At 62.0% G+C, this 23326-nt stretch carries 22 protein-coding genes; 11 read left to right on the forward strand and 11 right to left on the reverse strand.

Annotation, left to right across the window (positions count from 1 at the left end; translation table 11 throughout):
- Together KBY73_RS01675 and KBY73_RS01680 are read right to left on the reverse strand one after the other, a co-directional pair.
- Positions 1 to 1314 carry a CmpA/NrtA family ABC transporter substrate-binding protein gene (locus KBY73_RS01675; protein WP_254935365.1) on the reverse strand — a complete coding sequence of 438 codons (1314 nt, stop codon included), beginning with the start codon at positions 1312 to 1314 and terminating at the stop codon, positions 1 to 3.
- Positions 1315 to 1467: 153 nt separating this feature from the next.
- Positions 1468 to 2553, reverse strand: a complete 1086-nt coding sequence (locus tag KBY73_RS01680) for an anthranilate phosphoribosyltransferase (RefSeq protein ID WP_254935612.1) — start codon at positions 2551 to 2553, stop codon at positions 1468 to 1470.
- Positions 2554 to 2761: 208 nt separating this feature from the next.
- Here KBY73_RS01680 and KBY73_RS01685 point away from each other — a divergent pair, with 208 nt between their 5' ends.
- The 4 genes from KBY73_RS01685 (at position 2762) to KBY73_RS01700 (ending at position 7040) form a co-directional block, all read left to right on the forward strand.
- On the forward strand, positions 2762 to 4300 hold the full coding sequence (locus KBY73_RS01685; RefSeq protein ID WP_254935366.1) for a ferredoxin--nitrite reductase: 1539 nt from the start codon (positions 2762 to 2764) through the stop codon (positions 4298 to 4300).
- A 15-nt stretch (positions 4301 to 4315) separates the two neighbouring features.
- Positions 4316 to 5650, forward strand: a complete 1335-nt coding sequence (locus KBY73_RS01690) for a CbiX/SirB N-terminal domain-containing protein (protein WP_254935367.1) — start codon at positions 4316 to 4318, stop codon at positions 5648 to 5650.
- A complete protein-coding gene (gene cobA, locus KBY73_RS01695; protein WP_254935368.1) occupies positions 5647 to 6435 on the forward strand; it encodes a uroporphyrinogen-III C-methyltransferase in 789 nt (262 codons plus the stop codon). Before KBY73_RS01690 ends, cobA begins: the two co-directional genes overlap by 4 nt.
- Before the next feature lie 128 nt (positions 6436 to 6563).
- The gene (locus tag KBY73_RS01700; RefSeq protein ID WP_254935613.1) at positions 6564 to 7040 is read left to right on the forward strand and encodes a redox protein; all 477 of its coding nucleotides are present in this window, start codon (positions 6564 to 6566) and stop codon (positions 7038 to 7040) included.
- Positions 7041 to 7044: 4 nt separating this feature from the next.
- On the opposite strand, the gene KBY73_RS01705 is transcribed toward KBY73_RS01700, so the two are convergent.
- Complete coding sequence (locus KBY73_RS01705; protein WP_255017097.1) at positions 7045 to 8904, reverse strand: sensor domain-containing phosphodiesterase; 1860 nt, start codon at positions 8902 to 8904, stop codon at positions 7045 to 7047.
- A 35-nt stretch (positions 8905 to 8939) separates the two neighbouring features.
- A complete protein-coding gene (locus KBY73_RS01710) occupies positions 8940 to 10613 on the reverse strand; it encodes a GGDEF domain-containing protein (RefSeq protein WP_254935615.1) in 1674 nt (557 codons plus the stop codon).
- Between the two features lie 259 nt (positions 10614 to 10872).
- Here KBY73_RS01710 and KBY73_RS01715 point away from each other — a divergent pair, with 259 nt between their 5' ends.
- From KBY73_RS01715 to KBY73_RS01725, 3 genes are all read left to right on the forward strand, one after another.
- The gene (locus KBY73_RS01715) at positions 10873 to 11868 is read left to right on the forward strand and encodes an ABC transporter substrate-binding protein (RefSeq protein WP_254935369.1); all 996 of its coding nucleotides are present in this window, start codon (positions 10873 to 10875) and stop codon (positions 11866 to 11868) included.
- A 143-nt stretch (positions 11869 to 12011) separates the two neighbouring features.
- Complete coding sequence (locus KBY73_RS01720) at positions 12012 to 12917, forward strand: ABC transporter substrate-binding protein (RefSeq protein WP_254935370.1); 906 nt, start codon at positions 12012 to 12014, stop codon at positions 12915 to 12917.
- A gap of 144 nt (positions 12918 to 13061) precedes the next feature.
- The gene (locus KBY73_RS01725) at positions 13062 to 14189 is read left to right on the forward strand and encodes a diguanylate cyclase (RefSeq protein ID WP_254935371.1); all 1128 of its coding nucleotides are present in this window, start codon (positions 13062 to 13064) and stop codon (positions 14187 to 14189) included.
- Here KBY73_RS01725 and KBY73_RS01730 read toward each other — a convergent pair.
- The 3 genes from KBY73_RS01730 to KBY73_RS01740 are packed head-to-tail and all read right to left on the reverse strand — an operon-like array spanning position 14186 to position 17444.
- On the reverse strand, positions 14186 to 15067 hold the full coding sequence (locus KBY73_RS01730; protein ID WP_254935372.1) for a transglutaminase family protein: 882 nt from the start codon (positions 15065 to 15067) through the stop codon (positions 14186 to 14188). The genes KBY73_RS01725 and KBY73_RS01730 overlap by 4 nt on opposite strands.
- Positions 15052 to 16011 (reverse strand): alpha-E domain-containing protein, encoded by a 960-nt coding sequence (locus KBY73_RS01735; RefSeq protein WP_254935373.1) that lies wholly within the window; start codon positions 16009 to 16011, stop codon positions 15052 to 15054. Before KBY73_RS01735 ends, KBY73_RS01730 begins: the two co-directional genes overlap by 16 nt.
- Complete coding sequence (locus KBY73_RS01740) at positions 16005 to 17444, reverse strand: circularly permuted type 2 ATP-grasp protein (RefSeq protein WP_254935374.1); 1440 nt, start codon at positions 17442 to 17444, stop codon at positions 16005 to 16007. Before KBY73_RS01740 ends, KBY73_RS01735 begins: the two co-directional genes overlap by 7 nt.
- 112 nt (positions 17445 to 17556) lie before the next feature.
- Between KBY73_RS01740 and KBY73_RS01745 the strand changes: the two genes are divergently transcribed.
- On the forward strand, positions 17557 to 18105 hold the full coding sequence (locus tag KBY73_RS01745; protein WP_254935375.1) for a PilZ domain-containing protein: 549 nt from the start codon (positions 17557 to 17559) through the stop codon (positions 18103 to 18105).
- Here the strand turns inward: KBY73_RS01745 and ureC are convergent.
- The 4 genes from ureC to KBY73_RS01765 are packed head-to-tail and all read right to left on the reverse strand — an operon-like array spanning position 18102 to position 21461.
- On the reverse strand, positions 18102 to 19826 hold the full coding sequence (gene ureC / locus KBY73_RS01750; protein ID WP_254935376.1) for an urease subunit alpha: 1725 nt from the start codon (positions 19824 to 19826) through the stop codon (positions 18102 to 18104). The genes KBY73_RS01745 and ureC overlap by 4 nt on opposite strands.
- A gap of 24 nt (positions 19827 to 19850) precedes the next feature.
- Positions 19851 to 20168, reverse strand: a complete 318-nt coding sequence (locus KBY73_RS01755) for an urease subunit beta (RefSeq protein WP_254935377.1) — start codon at positions 20166 to 20168, stop codon at positions 19851 to 19853.
- A 26-nt stretch (positions 20169 to 20194) separates the two neighbouring features.
- Positions 20195 to 20497 (reverse strand): urease subunit gamma, encoded by a 303-nt coding sequence (locus tag KBY73_RS01760; RefSeq protein WP_254935378.1) that lies wholly within the window; start codon positions 20495 to 20497, stop codon positions 20195 to 20197.
- A 37-nt stretch (positions 20498 to 20534) separates the two neighbouring features.
- Positions 20535 to 21461 (reverse strand): urease accessory protein UreD, encoded by a 927-nt coding sequence (locus KBY73_RS01765; RefSeq protein ID WP_396096401.1) that lies wholly within the window; start codon positions 21459 to 21461, stop codon positions 20535 to 20537.
- A gap of 36 nt (positions 21462 to 21497) precedes the next feature.
- On the opposite strand from KBY73_RS01765, the gene ureE reads away from it, so the two are divergent.
- From ureE to ureG, 3 genes are read left to right on the forward strand one after another with little or no spacing between them, the layout of a single operon-like run.
- Complete coding sequence (gene ureE, locus KBY73_RS01770; protein WP_254935379.1) at positions 21498 to 21983, forward strand: urease accessory protein UreE; 486 nt, start codon at positions 21498 to 21500, stop codon at positions 21981 to 21983.
- A complete protein-coding gene (locus KBY73_RS01775) occupies positions 21973 to 22614 on the forward strand; it encodes an urease accessory protein UreF (RefSeq protein ID WP_254935380.1) in 642 nt (213 codons plus the stop codon). The genes ureE and KBY73_RS01775 overlap by 11 nt, the downstream gene beginning before the upstream one ends.
- A 9-nt stretch (positions 22615 to 22623) precedes the next feature.
- The gene (gene ureG, locus KBY73_RS01780; RefSeq protein WP_254935381.1) at positions 22624 to 23220 is read left to right on the forward strand and encodes an urease accessory protein UreG; all 597 of its coding nucleotides are present in this window, start codon (positions 22624 to 22626) and stop codon (positions 23218 to 23220) included.
- Positions 23221 to 23326 lie beyond the last annotated feature (106 nt).

The raw sequence follows: 23326 nt of genomic DNA on the forward strand, positions 1-23326 counted from the left end.
TCACTTCATCGCCTTGATTGCCAGGGCGTTTAGGTAGGCCTTGGGATTTTCCGGGTCGAACACCACACCGTCGAAGAAGGTTTCCTTGCCGCGCGAATCGCTGCTGGGAATGGCCTTTTCTTGACCGATTGCAGTGGCAGCCTCCTTCCAGAGATCAGCCCGGTTCACCTTGTTCACCAAGGCATCGATATCGGTGTCCGAGGGTAGGTAGCCCCAGCGCATATCTTCGGTAACGAACCACTGGTCGTGGCTCTTGAAGGGGAAGGAGGCGTTTTCGCTCCAGAAGCGCATTCTTAGGGGGCTGTTTTTAACTACGCGGCCATCGCCGTAGTCGATGTCGCCGGCCAGACGGGGTTTAATGTCTGCCACGTTGGCTTTGAAGTATTTGTCCTTGGCAGTGATTTCAGAGAGCTCATCAAGGTTTGCTGGGTCTTCACACCAGATCTGAGCCTCCTGAACGGCCATCAGCAGGGCTTTGGCGGCCTTGGGATTTTTATCAACCCAGTCGGCGCGCATCGAGAAGGCTTTCTCGGGGTGGTTTTTCCAGAGTTCGCCGGTGACGGCGGCGGTGTAACCCAGCTTCTTATTGACCAGGCGCTGATTCCAAGGTTCACCAACGCAGAAGGTGTCCATGGTGCCGGTCTGCATGTTCGCCACCATCTGGGGGGGTGGCACCACTACCAGGTCGGCATCCTTATTGGGATCGATGCCATTGGCGGAGAGCCAGTAGCGCATCCATAGGTCGTGGGTGCCGCCGGGGAAGGTAACGGCCGCCTTGAACTTCTTGCCCTTAGCGCTGGCCTGTTGCGTTGCTTTTGCAAGGCCCTCTTTGTTGTCGATGCTGAGCTTGTTAGCCAGGTAGTCCTTCGACACCGACAGCCCCTGGCCCTGCAGGTTGAGCCGCGCCAGGGTGTACATCGGCAGGGGCTGTTTGGTCTTGGTGATCGTGCCGGCAGTTAGCAGCAGCGGCATTGGCGAAAGGATGTGGGCGCCATCAATGCCGCCGCGGCTGCTGCCTAGCTCCAGGTTGTCGCGGGTGGCGGCCCAGGAGGTTTGCTTCACCACCTTCACCTCGGGCATGCCGTGCTTGGCGAACAAACCCTTCTCCAGGGCAATGATCAGGGGCGCGGCGTCGGTGAGGGCGATGAAGCCCAAGGTGGCAGTCTTCAGCTCAGGCGCATCAGCACCGCCGGTCTGACTTGTTGGTTGATTTTCAGATTTTTTGTTGGGGCTGCCACAGGCAGCTAGCCAGATGGCTCCAGCTGCCGAACCGGCGGCGGTGATCAGAAACTTGCGGCGCGAAAGGTTGGACATGGCTGGATTGGGATGGGCCGGAGTGGCGGCAACTGCACTCCGGACGGGCTCCACAAAGAAGCGCACCGAACCGGTCTAAAAATCGAGCCGGCGCTCAAGCTGACCGACCCAATTACAAGACCACGGCTGGCTTCAAGTTGAGGGTTGCAATTGCTACCAATTGCCGCTTTTGCTGGGATCGGCAAGGGTTTGCCGCAGTCGCTCGCCGCATCTCGAGGCCAGCAGAGCCTGCGCTTGCTCGAGGGCATCTGCAAGGCTTTCGAAGCGATCGGCTAGCCAGAGGTAGGCCCCCAGATTCCAGAGCAGCGGCCCAGCCAGGGGGCCTTCACCACCGAGGGCGGCCAGTGCTTGCTGCTGCCAGGTTTCTAGGTTTTCCCAGGCGATTTCATCGCCGTGGAGGCCGTGGTCCCGGGGGTGCACGAGCAGCCGCTCCAGGGAGCCCTGGCGGACCCGGGCGGTGATGCCGGCCCGGCTGGTGGGCAGGTCTGTTGACCCCTCCAGGCCCTTCACCGTGAGCACTTCGCTTTCACCAGCGGCGGCCAAGGCCTCCCAGGCCCGCTTTTCGGTGGGGGGATGGACAAAGCCACTCACCAGTAGGTGGTCGCCGCAGTGGGGTGTCCAAAGCAGTTCCAGGCTGGCCACGGGGGGGCGCTTGCCAATTTCATCGCGTACCGGCAGCAACCTTTCCGCTGCGGGGAAGTGGTCGGGCTGGTGGGTGAGGGCCAGGTGGTGGGCGTTTAGCCGTTGCTGCAGAGCGGCGAGGTTGAGCCCACGCCACTCAATGCCGAGGGCGGCGAACAGCTCGGCCAGGGTGACGCCGTATTTCACCGGCATCGGGTCTCCGCCGTGCAGCACCACCGGTATTTCGGCGCCGGCCAGCACTAGGGCAAGCAGGGGCAGCAGGGGGGCGGTGCGGCTGCGGCCGTCGTAGGGCACGCCAAAACAAATGGCCTGGCGGCCAGGGGTTTCCAGCTTTGGACCGTGGTTGCGGTAGCTGTCGAGCATGCCGGTCAATTCGATCGGCAGTGGCCGGCGAATCCGGTGGGCGATCAAAAATGCTCCCAGCTGGGCTTCGCTCGCCTGACCCTGAAGCATCAGGTCCATGGCGTCACTGGCCTCATCGCGGCTGAGGCCAGTGCTGGTGTGTTCGCCGCTGCCGACCTTGGCAATTAGTTCACGAAAGCGGGCCCGCTCCGGGCCGAGGGCTTCGAGGCGCTGCAGGCGTCTGGGCTCTGCCACCGCCGCTGCTGGTGCGGGTTGTAGCGGTTGCGACACAGGAAGCGACCCGCACTGCAGACAATTCCAATTGTCTCCCTGCGGGGAGCTGTTTCTCCATTTCTGTTATCCGGCGGCGTAGCTCTCATCGGCGCTTGCTCGGACCCCCTTGCACCTCTGTGGCGGCAGGGAGGGCAAGCCGAGGTTGTTCCGTGTTCCGAGCGTCCGCCCCATGACGAGCCCCACCATTTCTGCGGCCAGCCAGCCGGAGCTCAGCAAAATCGAGCAGGCCAAGGTCGAGCCATGTGGGCTGGAGCTGGCGCCTCGCCTCGAGGAGCTGGGCCGCCAGGGCTGGGAATCGCTCGACGAAGCCACGCTCACGATCCGGCTCAAGTGGCTGGGGATCTTCTTCCGTCCGGTGACCCCGGGGCGCTTCATGGTGCGGCTGCGGCTGCCCAACGGGGTGATCTCGGCCGACCAGCTGGAGCTGCTGGCCGAGGCGATCGATCGTTGTGGCGATCAGGGCAGTGCCGACATCACCACCCGCCAGAACCTGCAGCTGCGGGGCCTGCTGCTGGAGGACATGGCGCCCCTTTTGCAGGCCCTGGAGGCTGGGGGTCTGACCAGCCTCCAATCGGGTCACGACAACCCTCGCAACATCACCGGCAACCCGCTGGCGGGCATTGACCCGGAGGAGATCGTCGACACCCGCCCCCTAGTGGAGGCGATTCAGGCCGCCCTGTTGGGGCCGGCCGGTCCTCGCAACCTGCCGCGCAAATTCAATGTGGCCGTGGGGGGCGCTCCAGATAGCTTCCTGCTGCACAACGACTTGGCCTTCCTGCCGGCTAAGCACAACGGTGAGCTGGGTTTCACGGTGCTGGTGGGGGGCTTTTTCTCAGCCCAGCGCAACGAGTTGGCGGTGCCCCTGGGCCTGTGGCTGCGGGCTGAGCAGCTCGCCGACTTCACCCTGGCCTTGCTGTGCCATTTCGAGCGCCACGGCAACCGCCACCAGCGCAATAAGAGCCGGCTGATGTATCTGATCGACCAGCTCGGGATCGATGCTTACCGGGCTGAGCTGGTTGAAGTCTTTGCCGAACCCGTGCTCTCCCACGATGGCTCCCACCTGGTAAACCGGGCCCCCCGCTCGGGCCTGGGCGTGCAGGCCCAGAAGCAGGAGGGGCTCCACTGGGTGGGGCTGCACGTGCCGATGGGCCGGCTGGACGCAGCTTCGATGCTGGAGCTTGCAGCTTTGGCGCGCACCTATGGCAGCGGCGAGCTGCGTCTCACCGAGGCCCAGAACGCCTTGATCGTTGATGTGCCCGGCGATCGCCTCGAGGCCCTGTTGGCCGAACCCCTTCTCCAGCGCTTCCGCCCCGACCCCTCGACCCTGCAGGCCGAAGCGGTGAGCTGCACCGGCAACGCCTACTGCAGCTTCGCTTTGATCCCCACCAAGGGCGTGGCCCAGCAGGTGCTCGAAGATCTGGAGCGGCGCATCGAGTTGCCTGAGGCGGTGCGCATGCACTGGACCGGCTGCCCCAATGCCTGCGGCCAGCCCTACATGGGTCAGATCGGGCTGATGGGTGCGAAGGCCCGTAAGGATGGTCAGATGGTGGAGGCGGCCAAGATCTTTCTTGGCGGCTCCATGGGCGCCGAGCCCAAGCTGGCTGAGCTGCATGAAAAAGGCGTACCCCTCAGTGATCTTGCCGATGTGCTGGAGCTGCTGCTGCTGGAGCAATTTGGAGCCCGGCGCCGTGAGCCGGCGGGCTCCTGAGCGCGGAGGGCGGCTTTGAGATCTGCCCTGCCTCAGCGCAAGCCGGCCCAGCTGCCGGCTTGCGGCTCCCCGGCACGCTGGGGCTGGCTGCAACAGCTGCGCAACCAGCCCGAGCTGGATCCTGAACCCTGGCTGCTGGCGCTGGAAAACGGCAGCTTCAGCGCCGACCAGGACCTGCTTGCCGTGCTGGCGGAGCGGCTGGATCCGCCTTCCCAGCGGCGTTTGCTGCGTTGGTGGCGCCAGCAGCCCGATCCGGATCCCGGCCTGCCCAGCCAGGTACTGCGCCACCGGGATGGGGCAAGTGCCGCCTGGCTGCTGCAGCAATTGGCCCCCGGCCCTGGCGCTCTTGGCCAGGCCCTGCCCCTCTCGGCCCTGCCCCAAGCCGTCGCGCTAGCCCTCCTGCCCCTGCTGGGTCACCAGCGCCAGGTTGCGGCCTGGCCCGTGCTCCTGAGCTGGATGCGGGCCCCAATCGCCACCCCATTGCGGCGCGCCGCTCTCGAAGGGGTAGCCCGTGGTTTGTCGGTGTGGCCCCGGCACCAACTGGTGGCTGGCCTCAGCGCCCTGGCCGGCGACATCGATCCCCAGCTGGCTGCCCCGGCGGTGGATCTGCTGGCTCGCCTGCCCGGAGCCCGCCGCGCCCTTGTGCCCCTGCGGCACCGCGAGCTCGATCCCCAGGTGGCCGAGCGTCTCGGCCGCCGCCTCTCTGCTACGCCTGTCCAACCCCTGCTGCTGGTGGTGCACGGCCGCGCGGGCGGCCAGCTGCCTGCCGAGTTGGTGGCCCTGGCCGCCGAGCTGGAGTGCCGCCGTGGTGCGCCCGTGCGGCTACAGGCCCTTTCGGCTGCGGCGCCGCCGGCGGCGACCGAGCTGCTGCAGCCGGGTCAGGTTCTCGGCTTGGTGCCGCTGCTGCTGCTGCCCGGCGGCCATGTGCGCCACGATTTGCCGGCGATCGTGCGCCATTGGTCGGCTTTTGCCCGCGTGCAGCACTGGCCCTTCCTGGGGGCCTGGCCCTGCTGGCAGGCCGCCCTCGCTAAGGAGCTGGCCGGATTGGCTATGCAGGATGCCCGGCCCTTACTGCTGCATCACCCCCTGGAGGGTCCCCTGGCAGCGCGTTATCTCACCACTTTGGAGCGGCGCACCGGCGCCCACTGCGTCGCCACTCCATACAGTGCAGAGCACCTCGCGGAGCTGAAGCTGACCCTTGCTGCTCCAGCCCTGGCCGCTCCAGCCTTGGCCCTTGCTCTGGCCGCCAACCGGCTCACCGACCAGCTAGCCGAGCAGGTGGGTCCGCCGTTGCTGCAGCGGCCTGGCCTGCGCCAGCTGCTGCTGGCTGAACTCGAGGCCCTGCCATGAATGCCCCAGCCCAGCTCGGCACGGTTTACCTGGTGGGGGCGGGTCCCGGTGATCCGGAGCTCCTCACCCTCAAGGCCCACCGGCTGCTGCGGCACTGCGACGCCCTCGTCTACGACTCCCTGGTGCCGCAGGCCCTTCTGAATCTGGTGCCCGAGGGCTGCGAGCTCCACTTTGTCGGCAAGCGCCGCGGTCACCATTCCGTGCCGCAGCCAAGCACCAATGCGGTGCTTGTGGAACTGGCCAGCCGCCATCGCCTGATCGTGCGGCTTAAGGGGGGTGATCCCTTTTTGTTTGGCCGCGGCGGTGAGGAGGCCGCCCACTTAGCTGCCAAGGGCGTGCCGGTGCAGGTGGTGCCAGGCGTAACCGCTGGCATCGCTGCTCCTGCCTATGCGGGCATTCCTGTTACCCACCGCCGCGCCGGCTCCAGCGTCACTTTTGTGACGGGCCACGAGGAAATCGATAAGGGCCGCCCAGGGGTGAACTGGCGCGGCCTGGCCCAGACCAGTGATGGCTTGGTGATCTACATGGGCCTGCATAACCTGCGCCGCATCGCCGAGGAGCTGATGGCGGGTGGCCTGGCGGCAGACACTCCGGCGGCGGTGATCCAGCAGGGCACCGTGCGCGGTCAGCGCCAGCTGGTGACCGTGCTGGGTGAGCTGGCCGACCGGGCTGAGGAGCAGGATTTTGCTTCGCCCTCAATCGTGGTGCTGGGCGAAGTGGTGGCCCAGCGGGTGCCGGTGTGTGCCCCCGAGCCCGCTGATGTGGAGATGCCGATCCCCTTCTGAGCCAAGCCAGTTTCCTTGATGGGTAGTGGTTGCGACGGCCGGCCCCCCGGTGGTGAGTTTCATTAGGCCTTGATCTGGCAGTGCCTGCTGCCCTTCCCCGAATGTCTGCCCTTCCCCGGCTAGCGCCGATGTTTGAGCTGATTCCCTACGAGAAGTTCCGCGATACTCCCGCTGTTCGTTTCTTTGATATCACCGTCGCCAGCTCCAATGCCCGCGATTTGGTGATCCATGCCGGTCCAGCCGTGAGCCCTCCGGATGAGGAGAAGACTGGTGCTTGGCAGTTTTATCTGCACCCCCACCAGGAAGATAATCTGTTGGCCCTGCATGGTGGCCGAACTTTTTACTTGGTCAATTTGGGCTGGAATTATCCATATCACATTGTTCGCCTAGAAACAGGTGGCGACATCCTTCGCATTCCTCCGGGAACTTTTCATCGCTCCGTTTCTGATCACGATGGCTCGGTGGTGCTTAATCAGGCTGTGCGCGAGGAGGGCGCCAGCGTTGTGCGGGAGTTTCGGGTATACAACAGCCGCCTTATTCCCCGTTTATTTGCTACAACCTTTAAAACCGCTCCCCTGCCTAAGTTGCACGGGGTTAGCTGGTAGCTTCTCAGTGAATGTTGGCTAAGTGGTGGCTTGCAGCAGCCACCGACATTGGCCGACTGAATAGGTAACCCTGGCCATGCTTATATCCGTTTTGCAGCAACCAGGTGCGTTGAGATTCGGTTTCGACCCCTTCAGCTGTGCTTTCCAGGCCTAAATCGGCGCAGAGATTTTGGATGGTTTTCAGTAATTGATTGGTGGGATTGCTCTTGGCATCGATGCGTTTAATAAAGCTAGAATCAACTTTGACCGTGCTCACAGGATAGTTGTGGAGGCGGCTGAGTGAGGAATAGCCCGTGCCAAAGTCGTCGATGGCGATGGCTACACCTTGGCGTCGCAGTGTGTTGAGGAAGGCTCCCAGTTCCGAGCCGTTGTCTTGTAAGTAATCCTCTACCAGCTCCACTTGCAGCTGCCATTTATTTGGCAAAGGGTTGGAGCGAACCAGCTGTAGTAATCGGTTGCGCTGACCTTCATTTTCCAGCAGAAGGGCAGAGAGGTTAACCGAGAGTTGCAGCGGCCGCCCTGGCGCAGCGGTTGCTAGTTCATGGCTGGCTTGGATTGCTTTTTGGATGATCTGGAGGTCGAGTTCACCGCTGAGCCCGGCCAGATGGGATATGGGCAAAAATTTGTCGGGCAGCAGCATCTCGCCGCTGTCGGTGCGCCAGCGCATCAGGCATTCCATGCCTACGGGTTTGCCCGTGGCTAGATCAACAATCGGTTGAAGATAGGGGGTGATTTCGTTGCGTCGAATGGTGCGGCGCAGGTCTGTCTCCACTTGATAGTGATGCTGCGCCGCCAGTCGTGCGGCTAGGTTGATGAAGTTGAAGTTGCTATTTTCTGAGCGATCAGTGATGGCTATGCGTTGGGCGATGCTGGCGTCAGAGAGTAGAGAATCAATATCGCTGTAGTTGTTTTTGAAGATCGCAATGCCCATGCTTATGCCTAGCTCAATATCGCGGTCATTTAGTTTTAATGGTGCCTCGAGACTGTCTATACATCTTTCTGCGATCTCTGTGATAGCCCCTTCTTCTGAGAGGTGGGGGAGCACAATTACTAATTCGTCATCTGAGAAGCAGGCGGTTGATGCTTGAACCGGTAAACAGCTGCGTAGGCGCTCCAAGCCCGTTTGGACCAGGCTGTTGGCTGCGGCAGCCCCAAGGGTGGCGTTAACGCGGGAATACTCCTTAAATTTGCAGCGTGCCAGTGCAAAGCAGGGTGGTTGATCTAGTTCAAGCAGCAGGCTCAGCATCTGTTGCAACTGCTCTCGATCCATTACTGGATTGATGTCACTAAGCAGCTGGATGCCTGGCGTGGCCTCTCCGTTTCCACCTTGAGATTGAAGTGCCAATTCGGCAGATTGCAGTAGATGGGCTTCTCGCCGCAGTTCCATCTGGCTTACCACTTGGCGAGCCAGTCGCTCTAGGGAGGTGATCTGCCGGGGCGTGAGCGCCCTCGGCTCCATGTCAATGGCGCAAAGGCTGCCCAACGCCATGCCGTTGGCGGCGATTAGGGGGAAGCCGGCGTAAAAACGGATGCGAGGCTCACCTTGAACAAGTGGATTATCGGCAAAGCGATCATCTTCAAGGGCGTCGTTTATAATTAAAGGCCGGCGCTGAACGATTGTGTGGCCGCAAAATGAAATATTTCTCGGCGTTTCCTTGGGGGCGTCTTCGAGGCCAACGCAAGACTTAAACCACTGACGATTCTCGTCAATAAGGCTTATAACTCCTATTTTTGCGCCAGTAATATCTTGAACTAAGTAAGTGATGTCGTCGAATATAGCTTCAGATGGTGTATCAAGTACGCCGTAGCTATGCAGTTCCTTGAGGCGAGCCGAATCCTCTTCGGGTATGGGCGCTTCTTGCACGCGATCTAGATGATAAACCCAACCACAATATTAGATCAGATGTTCCCATTTTGTCTGGCCTGGCGCATGTCCGCATCCGAGCGGGCCAGCAGGGTATCGGGTTTGAGTTCATCACCCTCTAGGCTGCTGATTCCAGTGGTGATGCTGGTGGGCACTGGGTCCTGCTTGCTGCCTAGCTCCAGCTGGCTCACCAGTGCTTGTAGATCTGCAGCCATTTCCTGGGCGGCAGCCCCATTGCAATCGGTGGCCACCACTACGAATTCATCCCCGCCGCTGCGGAAGAAGTGGTCGGTGATGCGCAGCCGTTGGCGTACCGCACTGGCCACTCGTTTCAGAACTAAGTCGCCGATTTCATGGCCAAAGCGGTCATTGATTTTGGTGAGACCATCCACGTCGATGGTGATGCAGCTGAGGGGCTCGCCGGTGCGGCGGCAGCGCAGGCATTCCTCTTTGAGCCTTAGGAACAGGGCATTGCGATTACCGCAGCCGGTGAGTAAGTCGCTGGTATTGATCTGTTCGAGCTCGTCGCGTGATCGGCGCAGAGCTTGGTTGGTCTCTTGCAGATCAACGGTCAGCCAGCGCACCTGCTGGATCCTTTGGTTGATCAACAGCACCATTACGCGCAGTTCGTTGATCAGAGAGGGGGCAAGTGTGCTCAGACCGTCTGGGCTTGTAAGCATCGGCTGCAGCACTTTATTGATTTCGCGCTCAAACAATGTGCCAATTGTCATGCTGGCGGCAGTTCCAAGCAGCAGAGTGATCAGAACAACCATCAACAGCTGCGAGCTTTGATCTTGCATCCGTTTCACCAGTGTGCCAGCGGGCTGCACTACCTGGATCAATAAGGACGGCTGGCCTTGGCTGGCATGCAGCTGGCTGTAACTCCAGTAGCCATTTACCCATTTCTTCAGCGCGGGTAGGGGTTGCTTGGAGATCAGCACCGCCAACTCGGGGGGATGCACATAGGTGCGTCCCCCATCGGTGAAGTTCTTGTCGAGCTGACTGAACAGTTCAGGATCGGAGCTGGTGCTCTTGCCATTGGCCTCGACACGTCGGTAGGCCACATTCCCGCCCGGTATCTCAGACCAAGGTCTGGATGCGGCAACAGATCGATTTACTACTTTTAGATTGTCAAGCTCCGCTTGCTGTATCGCCAGCTCCAGCTGATAGCCGGAGCTCATAGTGATGATTAGGGTTGGCACGGTCATGGTGATCAGCACCAGCCCTACAATCACCCCCCGCAACGAGATGCCATTGCCATGGCCCTTGCGGTTCTGAAAGGCGCTGATTACCATGAACAGCACGAATGCAATGGTGGCGTTAAGGACCCCATTGACAACTTGTTTCAGTGCCGTGACGGCTACGTTGCTGGGGTCTATTCGAAGTATTAGGCCATAAAAAATGGCCACCATGGGCGCCCCCAGCAGAAGCCAGTAGCCGATCGCCAGGGGGATAACTGCGCCAGTGCTTACTTGATCATTGCGGCGGCTCAGGCGTTGTAGGCCGAGGGTTAGCCAGGTGATTTCGGCGCTGAAGATCACCACCGCCCAAGGATGTCCCCATGCCTGCCAGGTCACCAAGCTGGCGATGCAGCCCACCGGAATTACCCAGCCGGTGCGCCAGAGCAGCAGGGCCAGGATCGGCAGGATCGAACCCAGCAACACCTGGATGCCATAAAAGAGTGGCAGGGGCTGCAGGTTCAGGAGCACGGCCAAACCAGTGGTCAGGGCAAGAACAAGCCCTTGCCTACGAGTAGGAGGCGCAAACAGCGGGCTCCACGGGGACGGGGTAGGAGAACCGGTTATCGATGCCATCAAGAAAATGTAGTCGCAGTAGCTGTCAGCGTGCGAGATATGAAGTTTTTGGCAACAAGCCAATTATTTTCATAGGCAGATCGTGGTTAAATGCCTTTCCCGGGCTAGCCCTTAGCTTGCATGAGTTTGTCGTTTTTTCTTTAATTTTGCGCTAATGGGCATCTCGGCGCCAAGGGGCTTGTGTCGCGAGTCGTTCGGCCTGGCTGTAATTGGCTTCGTCTGGGCGGCGGTGGCAGGTTGCACTGCCAAGCCTGAGCAGGTCAAGGTGCCCGTATCGAGCTGGCCGGGGTATGAATATTTTTATTTGGCTGAGAGGCAGGGCCTGGCTGAGCGTTACGGCTTCAAATTAGTAACATCTCAGTTTACGGATCCCCAGGAAATAGTTCATTCCTATCTGCGGGGTGAACTCAATGTGGCTCAACTCACTACTGTAGAGCTCATTGATATCTGCGCTAGGAAGCCAGAGCGCTGCCCTGTGGTGGTGCTGATTCTGGATGAATCTCGTGGTGGCGATATTATTGCGGCGCGCAATGGTATTGATTCTTTGCAGGCCCTAGCGGGTAAGAGTATTGGTACAACTTTTTCAACCCTTGGCCCCTATTTTGTTAGTCGGGCTTTACAGAGTTTCGGGTTGAGCCTAGATCAGGTGGAGATCCGTAATATGCCGATGGCGGAAATGCCCGCTGCCTTGGCTAAGGGCAGCATTGATGCAGTCGCCTTTTACCCACCGTTTAGTGACTTTGCAGCGCGAGATGGCCATTCCAAGGTGCTATTTGACAGTCGGCAAACCCCGGGCGAAATCTTTGATGTATTGGCTGTTGATCCTTCGTATCTTCATAGCCATTCCGCTGCTCTGGCAAAGCTTGTAAAGGTCTGGCAAGACGCTCACCAATTGGCCCAGACCCGTCCAAAGCAGTCGATAGGCCTGATGGCTGATCGGCAGAAAGTGAGTGCCAAGGAATTTCAGCAGGCTGAACGAGGCTTGGTTTATTATGGACTTGTTGAGCAGAAGGAAATGTTGGCTCCGGGGGGTGCGATGGAGCGCAATCTCAAGTCTGTCCAAAAGGTGCACGAGGATTTGGAACTGGTGCGGATTGGCGCCCAGCTGCCTTCAGTAACTAACCGCTTGGTGGAAGCAGCCCTGCGATGACAAGTCAGCGTCCGAGTCTCCAGCGTCCGAGTCTCCAGCATCTCAAGCTTCAGAGTCCTTGGGTTTTGGCTTTGGTTGGCTTGGTTTCGTTGGTAGGCTCATTGGCTGCCTGGCGAATCCTGAATTCCCAGCCAAGGCTTTCTGTGGCGATTACCAGTTGGCCTGGCTTCGAGTATCTGTATTTGGCTGAGCAGCGGCGGCTGGGTCACCGCTATGGGCTCGATTTGCGTGTCCAGCAATACACCTCTATTGAGGACCAGCGGCTTGCTTATGGCCGTGGGGACGTTGAGGTCATCGCTACTAATCTTCCGGATGCAATCACGATTTGCCAGGAGGTGCCAAAGCGCTGCCCTGAGTTGTTTTTAGTGATTGACCAGTCCGAGGGTGCGGATGTGATTATAAGCAAGAGCGATATTGGAGATGTACGTGGTTTGGTTGGTCAGACTGTGGGGCTGGAGCGCACTGTGCTTTCTGAATATCTGCTTTTGCGTGCTTTTGAAACCAAGCAAGTTCCATTTGACCAGGTGCACCTCATGCACGAAGGGCCCAGCGCCCTTGTTAGCGCGCTGAGCAAGGGCAAGGTTGCCGCCATTGTTACCTATCCACCTCATTCGAATCTCCTGCGTGAGGATTCTCGCTATCGGGTTTTATTTAGTTCTGCTCAAATACCCGGGGAGATTGTTGATATCTTGGCTGTAAATCCTGCTTTTGCTAAGCGCCATCCGGGCATGATTAGGGCACTAGTGCGCACTTGGTGGGCAGCTCAGGCCCTGGCCAGGGCCGAACCAATTTCCTCCCAGGCCCTGATGGCTAAACGAGAGCAGGTAAGCCCGGCAGAGTTTGTGGCTTCTGAGCGCGGCATTCGTTATCCAACATCAGCCGATCAGGCGGAAATGCTTGCTCCAACTGGCTCGGTTGCTCGCGTGCTCGCCCGCATGGCAGGCCAGATGATTTCCGCAGGTCGCCTTTCGGCCAAGACGCCACTGCCAACCCCCACCCAGGCTTTTCTGCCAAAACCAGAAAAAATGGTTACCTTTTTAGTGAAATAGTCCAACTGGCGGATATTTCTTATAAGCTTAAGCCTCCTAACTTGGCCTGGAGTCTAATTGTCAGGAGCGTCTCTGCTCAAGGGCCGGATTAACCGTCAGCTTTGGCTGTTGGTGGCTCTCACCGGAGCTGTTGGATCAGCACTAATGGCGCTTCTGGCTGGTGCCTTGGTGCTCTCCTACAACGCTAGGGAGATTGAGCGGAGTGCCACCAACCTGGAGCGCATCCTCAGCGTGAGCATGACTGGCTACCGTCCGTTGCATGATCTGCAGCGTGATTTGCAGCGGGCAACTGTCAATCAGGGTTTAGAGAGTGCCCTAGTTGTAGATACTCGCGGGGTCGTGCTGGTGGCCTCCAACAATGCCCTGGTGAACCTGCCCCTGCCCCATGTGTTGCAGCTGGCAGGTGAGCAGCCTTTGAGGGCGCTGTTTGCTGATTGCCCCAGCAAAGACGGGGTGGTGAGCTGCCTCAACCAGGACCGGCGCGTTTTTGTTGGTCCCCTGCCCTGGCTTGGTGGTGATTTCCTAGTGACGATGCGGCAGTCACCCCTGGCCCTGGAGGATCGGGGGGGTGGATTTGGCGATCGGGCCACCCTGATCACTGTTGTCAACCTGGACACCCAGCGCAATGAAGCGCTCACTTTTGTGCTGTTGGTCTTTATTGCCGGCACCCTGCCCCTGATCTTTGGCTCCCTGGGTTTGTTGTTGATGCTGCGTCGTCACTTGCTGCCCGAGTTGCTCAATATGGCTCAGATTGATGCCCTTTCCGGTATCTTTAATCGGCGCACTTTCATGGAGACTGCTAGGGAAGTGCTCGCCAAGGCGCAGCAAGTGGGTGTGCCTTGCTCCATGGCCTTGATCGATGTTGATCACTTCAAGGCCATCAATGACAACAATGGTCATGAAGTGGGGGATCAGGTGATTCGCCACGTCTCTAAGTTCTTGGCTGGTGCGGGCCGCAGCTCAGATCTGGTGGGGCGATTGGGTGGGGACGAATTCATAATCCTGCTGCAAAACCCCCGCGAACGCGCTGTGCAGATGTTGGATCGAACTCGTCAGCAGTTGCAGGTGAGCCCGCTGCACAAGGACGACGGCGGCGTGGTGGAGGTGGAGCTTTCCGTTGGAGTTGCCTCCACGGCAGGAGCGAGCGGCTACGACTTGGAGTTGTTGATGGCCGCCGCCGACGGCGCGCTTTACGTGGCTAAGGGTCGCGGCCGCCATCAGGTGGTTTGTTTGGAAATGGAGGGCACCCAATTGCAGGTACCTTTTGCTTAGGCGGACTGCATGGTTGCGGCTGGCTCTTGGATGTCTGCCTCAATGCCCCATTCCAGCAGGCTTTCGACGCCATTCGGCCCTGAAAAGCTGCCGGTGACTGCGGCGGTCAGCTCCGGCTTGGAGGAAGTGGCCAAGGTGATGTAGCGATCGTCGATTACGCCTATGCCGCTGGGATCAAAGCCCCGCCAGCCTGCACCTGGCAGATACACCTCGGCCCAGGCGTGCAGGTCGTAGCTCTCCGGCTTTGGTTCTACCAGGTGGTAGCCGCTCACGAAGCGAGCCGGTAAACCCACGCAGCGGCAGGCTTCCACCATCAGCATCGCCAGGTCTCGGCAGGACCCCACCCTTTCCTTGAGGGTGCGGCCGGCGGGCCAGGCCGGACCCACGTGTCGCTGGGTGTACTTGACCCGGTCTTGAATGATCTCCACCAGCTGTTGCAGAAACATCAGCGCCCGTTGATCGCTGCCCATCAGCGCTTCTTGGGCCATGTCCACCGCGGCTGGATCGTGCTGGCCATTGGGTAGCCAGCCCTCGAGGCTGCCGGCCAGGTCACCGTTCAGCTGGCCCACCGGGTATGGCAGCATCGGTTCGCTGCCCTCCAGGCAAATCTGCAGCAGTGGTGCCGTTTCCGTTTCCACCAGGCTGCTGGCCCGCACGATGAACGCATCTGTTGGCCCGTTGAAACGGGCCCGCAGAATTTCATCGCCGCTGGCTGCCACCAAGGGGTAGAGCCGCCCTGGCTCAGGCGTCACTACCAGCTGGAAGTCCAGCAGCCGCTGAAAGCCGTGGCCCCGGGGCTTCAGGCAGAACCGGTGCGGACCCAGCAGCACCGGAGCGCTGTAGCGGTAGGTGAAGGTGTGGGTTACGCGGGCACGCATGCGTGGTCGGCGATGAAGTAGCGCTGTTCGATCAGATCATGGAGCCGGTTGAGGTCGCTCTGCAGGCCGTCGATCGACTCGTGCAAGCCTCCCGCAATCAGCTCGTCGATGCGGCTGTAGCTCCAGCGGGCCAGGGTGAGGCCGCTGAGGCATTCGAGCTCGTCTGGAGCTCCTGGCACCGCCTGGCCGCGCACGATTCTCAAGGTTTCGTGGATGCGCTCCAGGCAGTAGCGCACCGAGCGCGGAAAGATCGGGTCGAGCAGCAGGAAGCTGGCCACCGCCTTGGGCTCGATCGCCTGCTGGCGCGACTGACGGAACATTTGATAGGCACCGGCGCTACGCAGTAGCGAAATCCACTGCAGTTCATCGAGCACGCCGCCCACCTCATCAGGTGAAGGCAGCAGCAGGAAGTACTTCACATCGAGGATGCGGGTGGTTTTTTCAGCCCGTTCCAGCACCCGCCCCAGGCGGCTGAATTGCCAGGAGAGGTCGCGGCTGAGGGTGGCATCCGTGATGCCATAGAAAAGTTGGCAGGACCGGCGGATGTCGCGAAGTTGCTCCTGGGGCGGCTGATCCCAGAAGCCCTTGTTGTCGAACAGCGTCCAATAGATGTCGTTGAGCTGTTCCCACATTTCGGTGGTGATTACATCGCGGATCTGGCGAGCGTTTTCGCGGGCGATGGCGATGCAGCTCACCACGCTGTTGGGATTGGCCTCGGCGCGCACCAGAAACTCCACCACCTGCTCCGGGCGTCCTTCTGGATAGAGACGGTCAAATAGTTCCCGATCGCCACTGGCATCAACCAGCGGTAGCCAGGGTTCGGCGCTGCCGGGTGGGCAGTCGAGGGCCATCGCTTCGCTCACCTCCACAAAGCGGGAGATGTTTTCGGCCCGCTCCACATAGCGGTTGATCCAATAAAGGGAGTCGGCGACGCGGCTCAGCATGGTTGTTCACTCACGATCCAGGTGTCCTTGCAGCCGCCACCTTGGGAAGAGTTGACCACCAGGGAGCCCCGGCGCAGGGCCACCCGGGTGAGACCGCCCGGGCTTACCCAGGCCCCCTTGCCGCGAAGCACATAGGGCCGTAGATCCACATGGCAGGGGAACAATTCGCCCTCGCTCAGCGAGGGCACGGTGGAGAGCTCGAGGGTGGGCTGGGCTATGTAGTTGCGGGGATCGGCCTGGATCTTGACGGCAAACTCGGCGATCTCCGCGCTGCTGGCGTGGGGGCCGATGAGCATGCCGTAGCCACCGGCCTCGGCCACCGCTTTCACCACCAGCTCACTGAGGTGGGCTAGCACGTAGGCCCGGTCGTCCTCCCTGGCGCAGAGGTAGGTGGGCACGTTTTCAATTATTGGATCTTCGCCGAGGTAGTAGCGGATCATCTCCGGCAGGTAGGCGTAGATCAGCTTGTCGTCGGCTACGCCGGTGCCTGGTGCGTTGGCGATTGCCACCCGGCCGGCCCGGTAAGCGGCCATCAGGCCTCTCACCCCAAGCATCGAATCGCTGCGGAATACGGCTGGGTCGAGGAAGTCGTCGTCGATGCGCCGGTAGATCACATCCACCGGTTCGGGCCCGGCCGTGCTGCGCATCCACACCCGGTCGTCCTGGCAGATCAGGTCGCGGCCCTCCACCAGCTGGATGCCCATCTGCTGGGCCAGGTAGCTGTGCTCGAAGTAGGCGCTGTTGAACACCCCGGGGGTGAGCAGCACCACCTTGGGGGTATCGGTCCAAGGGGCTAGCTCCCGCAGGGTTTGCAGCAGGTGGGAGGGGTAATCGTCGATCGGTTGCACGGTGCGGCCGGCAAACAGGCTCGGGAACATCCGCTTCATCACCCGGCGGTTTTCCAGGAAGTAGGCGACGCCGGAGGGACAGCGCAGGTTGTCTTCCAGCACACGCCAGGTGCCCTCGCCGTCGCGCACCAGATCAAGGCCGGAGATATGGCACCAGCGTCCCAGGGGCGGCTGGAAGCCCTGCAGTTGGGGCCGCCAGCCCTGGGAGCTCTCCACGTCCTGCCGCGGAATCACACCGTCGTTGAGGATTTTTTGGGGTCCATAGACATCGGCCAGAAATAGGTCGATCGCCTCTAGCCGCTGGAACAGGCCTGCTTCGAGGCGTTGCCAGTCCGCGCTACCGATCAGCCGCGGCAGGGGGTCGAAGGGCAGGATGCGCTCACCCCCCTGGCTGCCGGAGCCATTGAGGCGAAAGGTGGCCCCCAGCCGCCGCAGCAACACACCGGCTGCTGCGTGATTGCGGTTCAGTTCATCGAGGCCCAGCTGGCCTAGGGAGGAGAGCAGAGGGCGTAGGGCAGTGCGAGGCTGATCAGGGGCGCTGAAATATTCGTCGTAGCCCCGATTTGGTCTGTATTCGGTAAACATGCCGCGCCACCTGCCATGGCGGGATCATGTCCACCCGCTGGGGTTGACGCCGGTGTGGATTGATACGGATGGCCAGCTCCGTCTCTGGCGGCTTCCTTCCTCGGCCATTAAGGTGAGACAACGGCAGCTCTTTGGGGCTTTTGTGATGCCCAGCCATCTCCCCAATCTTGCTGGCGATGCCTCCAGAGCGCCTGGGGTCTCCTGGTCCGAACCCTTCAGTAAAGATCCAGGGCGTTTTGAGGCAGAAACAATCCTCACCGGGGATGAATACCTAGAAATCCTGGGTCCCGACGATGGTCAGCGCCGCTTTGAAAGGTTGGTGGCGCCACCTTGTCGTCCGGTGCCGATTCAGCTGCTCAGCCCAGATGGCGAACCCCGCACCGAGTGGTTTTATGCCGACATCCTCGATATCAGCCTCGGTGGCTTGTGCCTGTTGATCACCGAAAACCATGAGTTACAGGTAGGTCAAAGACTGCTGGTTGATTTCAAGGTGCATCGGGCCACCGACTTGCATCGGGTGGCTGGCTTGGTGCGTTGGTTTGTGCGCTCCGGCACCGTTACCACCATGGGATTGGGCTTCAGCGAACCCCTGTCCCTGCTTCCCCAGCTGCTGCCGGAGCGGCGCAATCGCCTGCGCGACCCCAACACGGTGGCCGATTAGAGCAGGAAGTAGCGCTGGGCCATTGGCAGCACCTCGGCTGGTTCGCAGCTGAGGTGCACCCCATCGGCGAACACCTCATAGGTCTGGGGGTCAACCTCAACATTCGGCAGGGCCGTGTTGTTTTTCATTGAGGCCTTGCCGATGTCGCCGCGGGTGTTGGTCACTGGCACGCAGGGGCGTTTCAGGCCCAGCTGGCGGGGTAGGTCGGCATCGAGGGCTGCCTGGCTCATGAAGGTGAGGCAACTGGGGGCCAGGGCGGCCCCAAAAGCGGCAAACATCGGCCGGCCGTGCACCGGTCCGGGGGTGGGGATCGAGGCGTTGGCATCGCCCATCTGGGCCCACACGATTGAGCCGCCCTTGATCACCAATTCCGGTTTCACCCCGAAAAAGCCCGGCTTCCACAGCACCAGATCGGCAAGCTTGCCCACCTCCACCGAACCGATCTGGGAATCAAGCCCGTGGGCGATCGCCGGGTTGATCGTGGTTTTGGCGATATAGCGCTTCAAGCGGGTGTTGTCGTTGCGCCCTCCACTGGAAGCGGCGTCTTCGGGCAAGGCGCCGCGCTGGACTTTCATCTTGTGGGCGGTCTGGAAGGTGCGGGTGATCACCTCGCCCACCCGGCCCATGGCCTGGGAGTCGCTGGCGATGATCGAGAAGGCGCCCAGGTCGTGGAGGATGTCTTCGGCGGCAATCGTTTCGCGGCGGATGCGCGACTCGGCGAAGGCCACATCCTCCGGGATGCGTGGATCCAGGTGGTGGCACACCATCAGCATGTCGAGGTGCTCCTCGAGCGTGTTGCGGGTGTAGGGGCGGGTGGGGTTGGTGCTGCTGGGCAGCACGTTGGCTTCGCCGCAGATTTTGATGATGTCGGGGGCGTGACCGCCGCCGGCTCCTTCGGTGTGAAAGGTGTGGATGGTGCGGCCGCCGATGGCGCGGATCGTGTCTTCCACAAAGCCGGCCTCGTTGAGGGTGTCGGAGTGGATGCACACCTGCACGTCAAAGCGATCGGCCACCGTGAGGCAGCAGTCGATCGCGGCTGGGGTGGTGCCCCAGTCTTCGTGCAGCTTGAGGCCGCAGGCGCCGGCGCGCACCTGCTCTTCGATCGCTTCGGGGGTGGAGGCGTTGCCCTTGCCGTAGAAGCCCAGATTCACCGGCAGGCCCTCGGCGGCCTGCAACATGCGGGCCAGGTGAAAGGCGCCCGGGGTGCAGGTGGTGGCGTTGGTGCCGGTGGCCGGGCCGGTGCCGCCCCCCAGCAGGGTGGTTACACCGCTGGCCAGGGCCGTTTCAATCTGCTGGGGGCAGATGAAGTGGATGTGGGTGTCGATTGAACCGGCGGTGATGATGTGGCCCTCGCCGGCGATCGCTTCGGTGCCCGGTCCCACCACGATCGTCACGCCGGCCTGGGTGTCGGGGTTGCCCGCCTTGCCGATGGCGCAGATGCGGCCATCGCGCAGGCCGATGTCGGCCTTGACGATCCCCCACCAATCCAGGATCAGGGCGTTGGTTATGACTGTGTCCACGGCGCCCTGGCTGCGGGGTGTCTGGCCCTGGCCCATGCCGTCGCGGATCACCTTGCCGCCGCCAAACTTCACCTCATCGCCGTAGACAGTGAAATCTTTTTCCACTTCCAGAAACAGCTCGGTGTCGGCTAGGCGCAGCCGATCGCCGGTGGTGGGGCCGTAGGTCTCGGCGTAGGCGCGGCGGGAGATGCGATAGGGCATGGGGTGGGGTTGCCGGGATGGGCGTTAATCGAGCGGTCCGTTGACCAAGCCGTTGAAGCCGAAGATGCGGCGCTCGCCGGCGAAGGGCACCAGCTGCACCTCGCGGCTGTCGCCGGGCTCGAAGCGGATAGCCGTGCCGGCGGGGATGTCGAGCCGCAGGCCGCGGGCCGCGTCGCGGTCGAATTTGAGTGCGCTGTTGGCCTCAAAGAAATGGAAGTGGGAGCCCACCTGCACGGGCCGGTCGCCGCTGTTGGCCACCAGCAGCGTTGTCACGGGCCGACCGGCGTTCAGCACGATTTCGCCGGGCTCGGGCAGTAGTTCACCAGGGATCAGGGGGGGCATGGCGGATCGGGGTTGTGGGGCAGCGATCAGCGGATCGGGTCGTGCAGGGTCACAAGCTTGGTGCCGTCGGGAAACATCGCCTCGATCTGCACTTCGCTTACCAGCTCCGGAATGCCCTCCATCACCTGTTCACGGCTCAGCCAGGTGCTGCCCTCGGCCATCAGGGCGGCAACGGTCTTGCCGTCGCGGGCGCCTTCGATCACCTGAAAGCTGAGCCAGGCCACCGCCTCAGGGTGGTTGAGCCGCAGGCCGCGGTTGAGCCGCCTCTCTGCCAGCAGGGCGGCGGTGACTATCAGCAGCTTGTCCTTTTCCTGGGGGGTTAGGTGCATGAGCCAACTTTGGCAGCTTTAGGGCGCCTTGACCCGTTCAGCCTGAACCCAAGGGCTGTTCCTGGAAGGGCCATACCCGCGGCAGTTCCGGGGCGCTGAGGCCGCGTGCGGCCCGGATCCGGGCCCATACACTGGTGAACCAAAACCGGGCCGCCTGACTGGAAGGGCCGCGGTAGCGAGCGATCAGGCCCTGGTCTAGGGCTCCGCAGGCCAGGTCGCCCTCCAGGCCCTGGCGGTCGCTGCGGCAGTCGGCCAGCAGCTGGGCCAGGGCAGCGGCCCCCAGGGGCTGCGGCGCCGCCCACACCAGCGATCCCAGCACCGGTTGGCTCGCCATGCCGTGTTCTGCAGCGAGGCTGGCGCCGCTGATTTCCAGGGGATCCACCAGCTCCCAGCGGCGACCTTCGGGGCCGCGGCGACACACCTGCAGCCGTGAGCGCCAGCAGCCCTGGCCCAGGGTTTCACCAGCGGCACTGCGGCCCAGCCGTACGACGTCCATGCCCAGCCAGCTGGCCCCCGCTGCTAGCTCCACCGTGATGTTCTGCTCCAGCAGTCCGCCGGCAAACAGCACCAGCTCCTGGGGCAGCCATTCCAGGTCGCTGCCGGCTTCAAGGCTGAAGTGCAAACTCTGGCGGGCCCACTGGCCCTGCGGCACCAAGCGGGAGCGCCCCACCGAGCCATACACCTTCTGGGCCGCCACGCTGGTTAGCAGGGCCTGGCTACCTGGGGCTAGGTAGGCCCGCACCGTCAGTTGGTCGCCCCCCACCAGGCCGCCGGCGGTGTGCAGGAGGGGCAATTCGCAGCGGCCGTCTGCCTGGGGGTAGGCCCGCTGCAATTTCAGGGGGGAGGTGGCCCAGCCCTGATGCACCGTGACCAGCGGCTCCCCCGGACTGCCCTGCCTGGCCTTGAACTCCAGCTCAGCGGAGCCGTGCCAGCGGCCTGCCGCAATGGTGTTGGGATGATTCACCAGGCATGCTGTTTAAAGACCATGGTGCACCCGGCGATGGCCAGCTCCGAGCCTGCTGCCCAGCCTTTGGTGCTGAGTGAGCGCGGGCTGGCGGCAAGTCCGGGGGATGTTCCTGCCTTGGTGCTGGCCCTTTCAGCGGCGGAGCGCACCCAGCTGCGGGGGTTGCGTTGCACTGTCTGTGGCAGGCAGGTGCTGCTGCAGCTGCGCCGGGGAGCAGCCCTAGAACCCGGTGAGTGGCTGGCCGCCACGGCTGCCGAACCGCTGGTGCAGGTGCGAGCGGCGCTGGAGGAGCTGATGCAGGTGCGCAGCGCCGATCCCCTGGCCCTGCTCCAGGCCGCCTATCACCTTGGCAATCGCCACGTGGCGATGGAGATCAGGGCTGGTGAACTGCGCCTGCTCGCCGATTCCGTGCTGGCCCATCTGCTGGAGCATCGCGGCCTGCAGGTGGATCAGCTGCAGGCTCCCTTTCAGCCCGAGTCTGGTGCCTACGGCTCCGCTCATAGCCACAGCCATGACCACTAGCCGGTTGCGGTTGTTTCAACTGATCAGCCCGGCGCTGCCGGTGGGGGCCTTCAGTTATTCGGAGGGCTTGGAGGTGCAGGTGCAGCGCGGGCTTTTGCTGGACGGGGCTGGGGTGAGGGCCTGGCTGGAAGCTGAGTTGCAGCGCGGCACCTTGGCGCTGGAGGCGGCCAGTTTGCCCGGTTTGCTGCTGGCTGAACCAGCCGAATTGCGCGAGCGCGATAGCTGGTTGCTGGCCCTGCGGGAGGCGGCGGAGGTGCGCGCCCAGCAGCGCCAGATGGGGGCGTCGCTGCTGGGGCTGCTGGCCGATCTGGGCTTCAATCCGCCTGCCTTGAACCTGGCTTGGCCGGCAGCCTTTGCCCTGGCAGGCCGCGCCCTGGAGGTTGCCGCCACCGAGCTGGTGGAGGCCTACTTGTATGGCTGGGTGGCCAACCAGCTCAGTGCGGCGTTGCGGCTGGTGCCCCTAGGACCCACCGAGGCCCAGCGCCTGCAGCTGGGCCTGGCACCTTTGATTGCCGAGCGGGCCCTGGAACTGGTGGCTGCCGATCCCGATCAGCTTTGGAGCGGTGGTGTGGGTGCGGGTCTGGCCCAGTTGCGCCATGCCGAGCTGTACTCCAGGCTGTTTCGCAGCTGAGCGGATCGGATGAGCAAGCTGCGGGTGGGCGTGGCTGGGCCGGTGGGCTCGGGCAAAACGGCCCTGGTGGAGGCCCTGTGCCGGCGACTGCGCGATCGTCTGCAGCTGGCGGTTGTTACCAATGACATTTACACCCAGGAGGATGCCCAGTTCCTCACCCGAGTTGGGGCCTTAGAACCCGAGCGCATCCGCGGCGTCGAAACCGGTGGCTGCCCCCACACCGCCATCCGCGAGGACTGTTCGATCAACCGGGCGGCGGTGGCTGAGCTGGAGGCGGCCTTCCCCGATCTGGATCTGGTGCTGGTGGAGAGCGGTGGCGACAACCTGGCTGCCAGCTTCAGCCCGGAATTGGTGGATCTTTGCATCTATGTGATCGATGTGGCCGCTGGCGACAAGATCCCTCGCAAGGGCGGCCCGGGGATCACCCGCTCCGATCTGTTGGTGATCAACAAGATCGACCTGGCTCCCATGGTGGGAGCAAGCCTTGAGGTGATGGCAGCCGACACCGAATGCATGCGCCCTGGGCGCCCTTGGTGCTTTACCAACATCCGCAGCGGCGAAGGACTGGAGGCGGTGGAGAAGTTTTTGTGGGCTCAGCTGCCCTGATTAGCTTGTATTTACTGAATCGTAGCAACCACTACAAAGCCAAAGTGTGACAACTGGATACCTTCCAGTGACCGCTAAATAGCAGCGGAACATTCAGCGGTTTCCC

It is taken from the genome of Cyanobium sp. Tous-M-B4 (genome assembly GCF_024345395.1).
Classification (GTDB): Bacteria; Cyanobacteriota; Cyanobacteriia; order PCC-6307; family Cyanobiaceae; genus Cyanobium_A.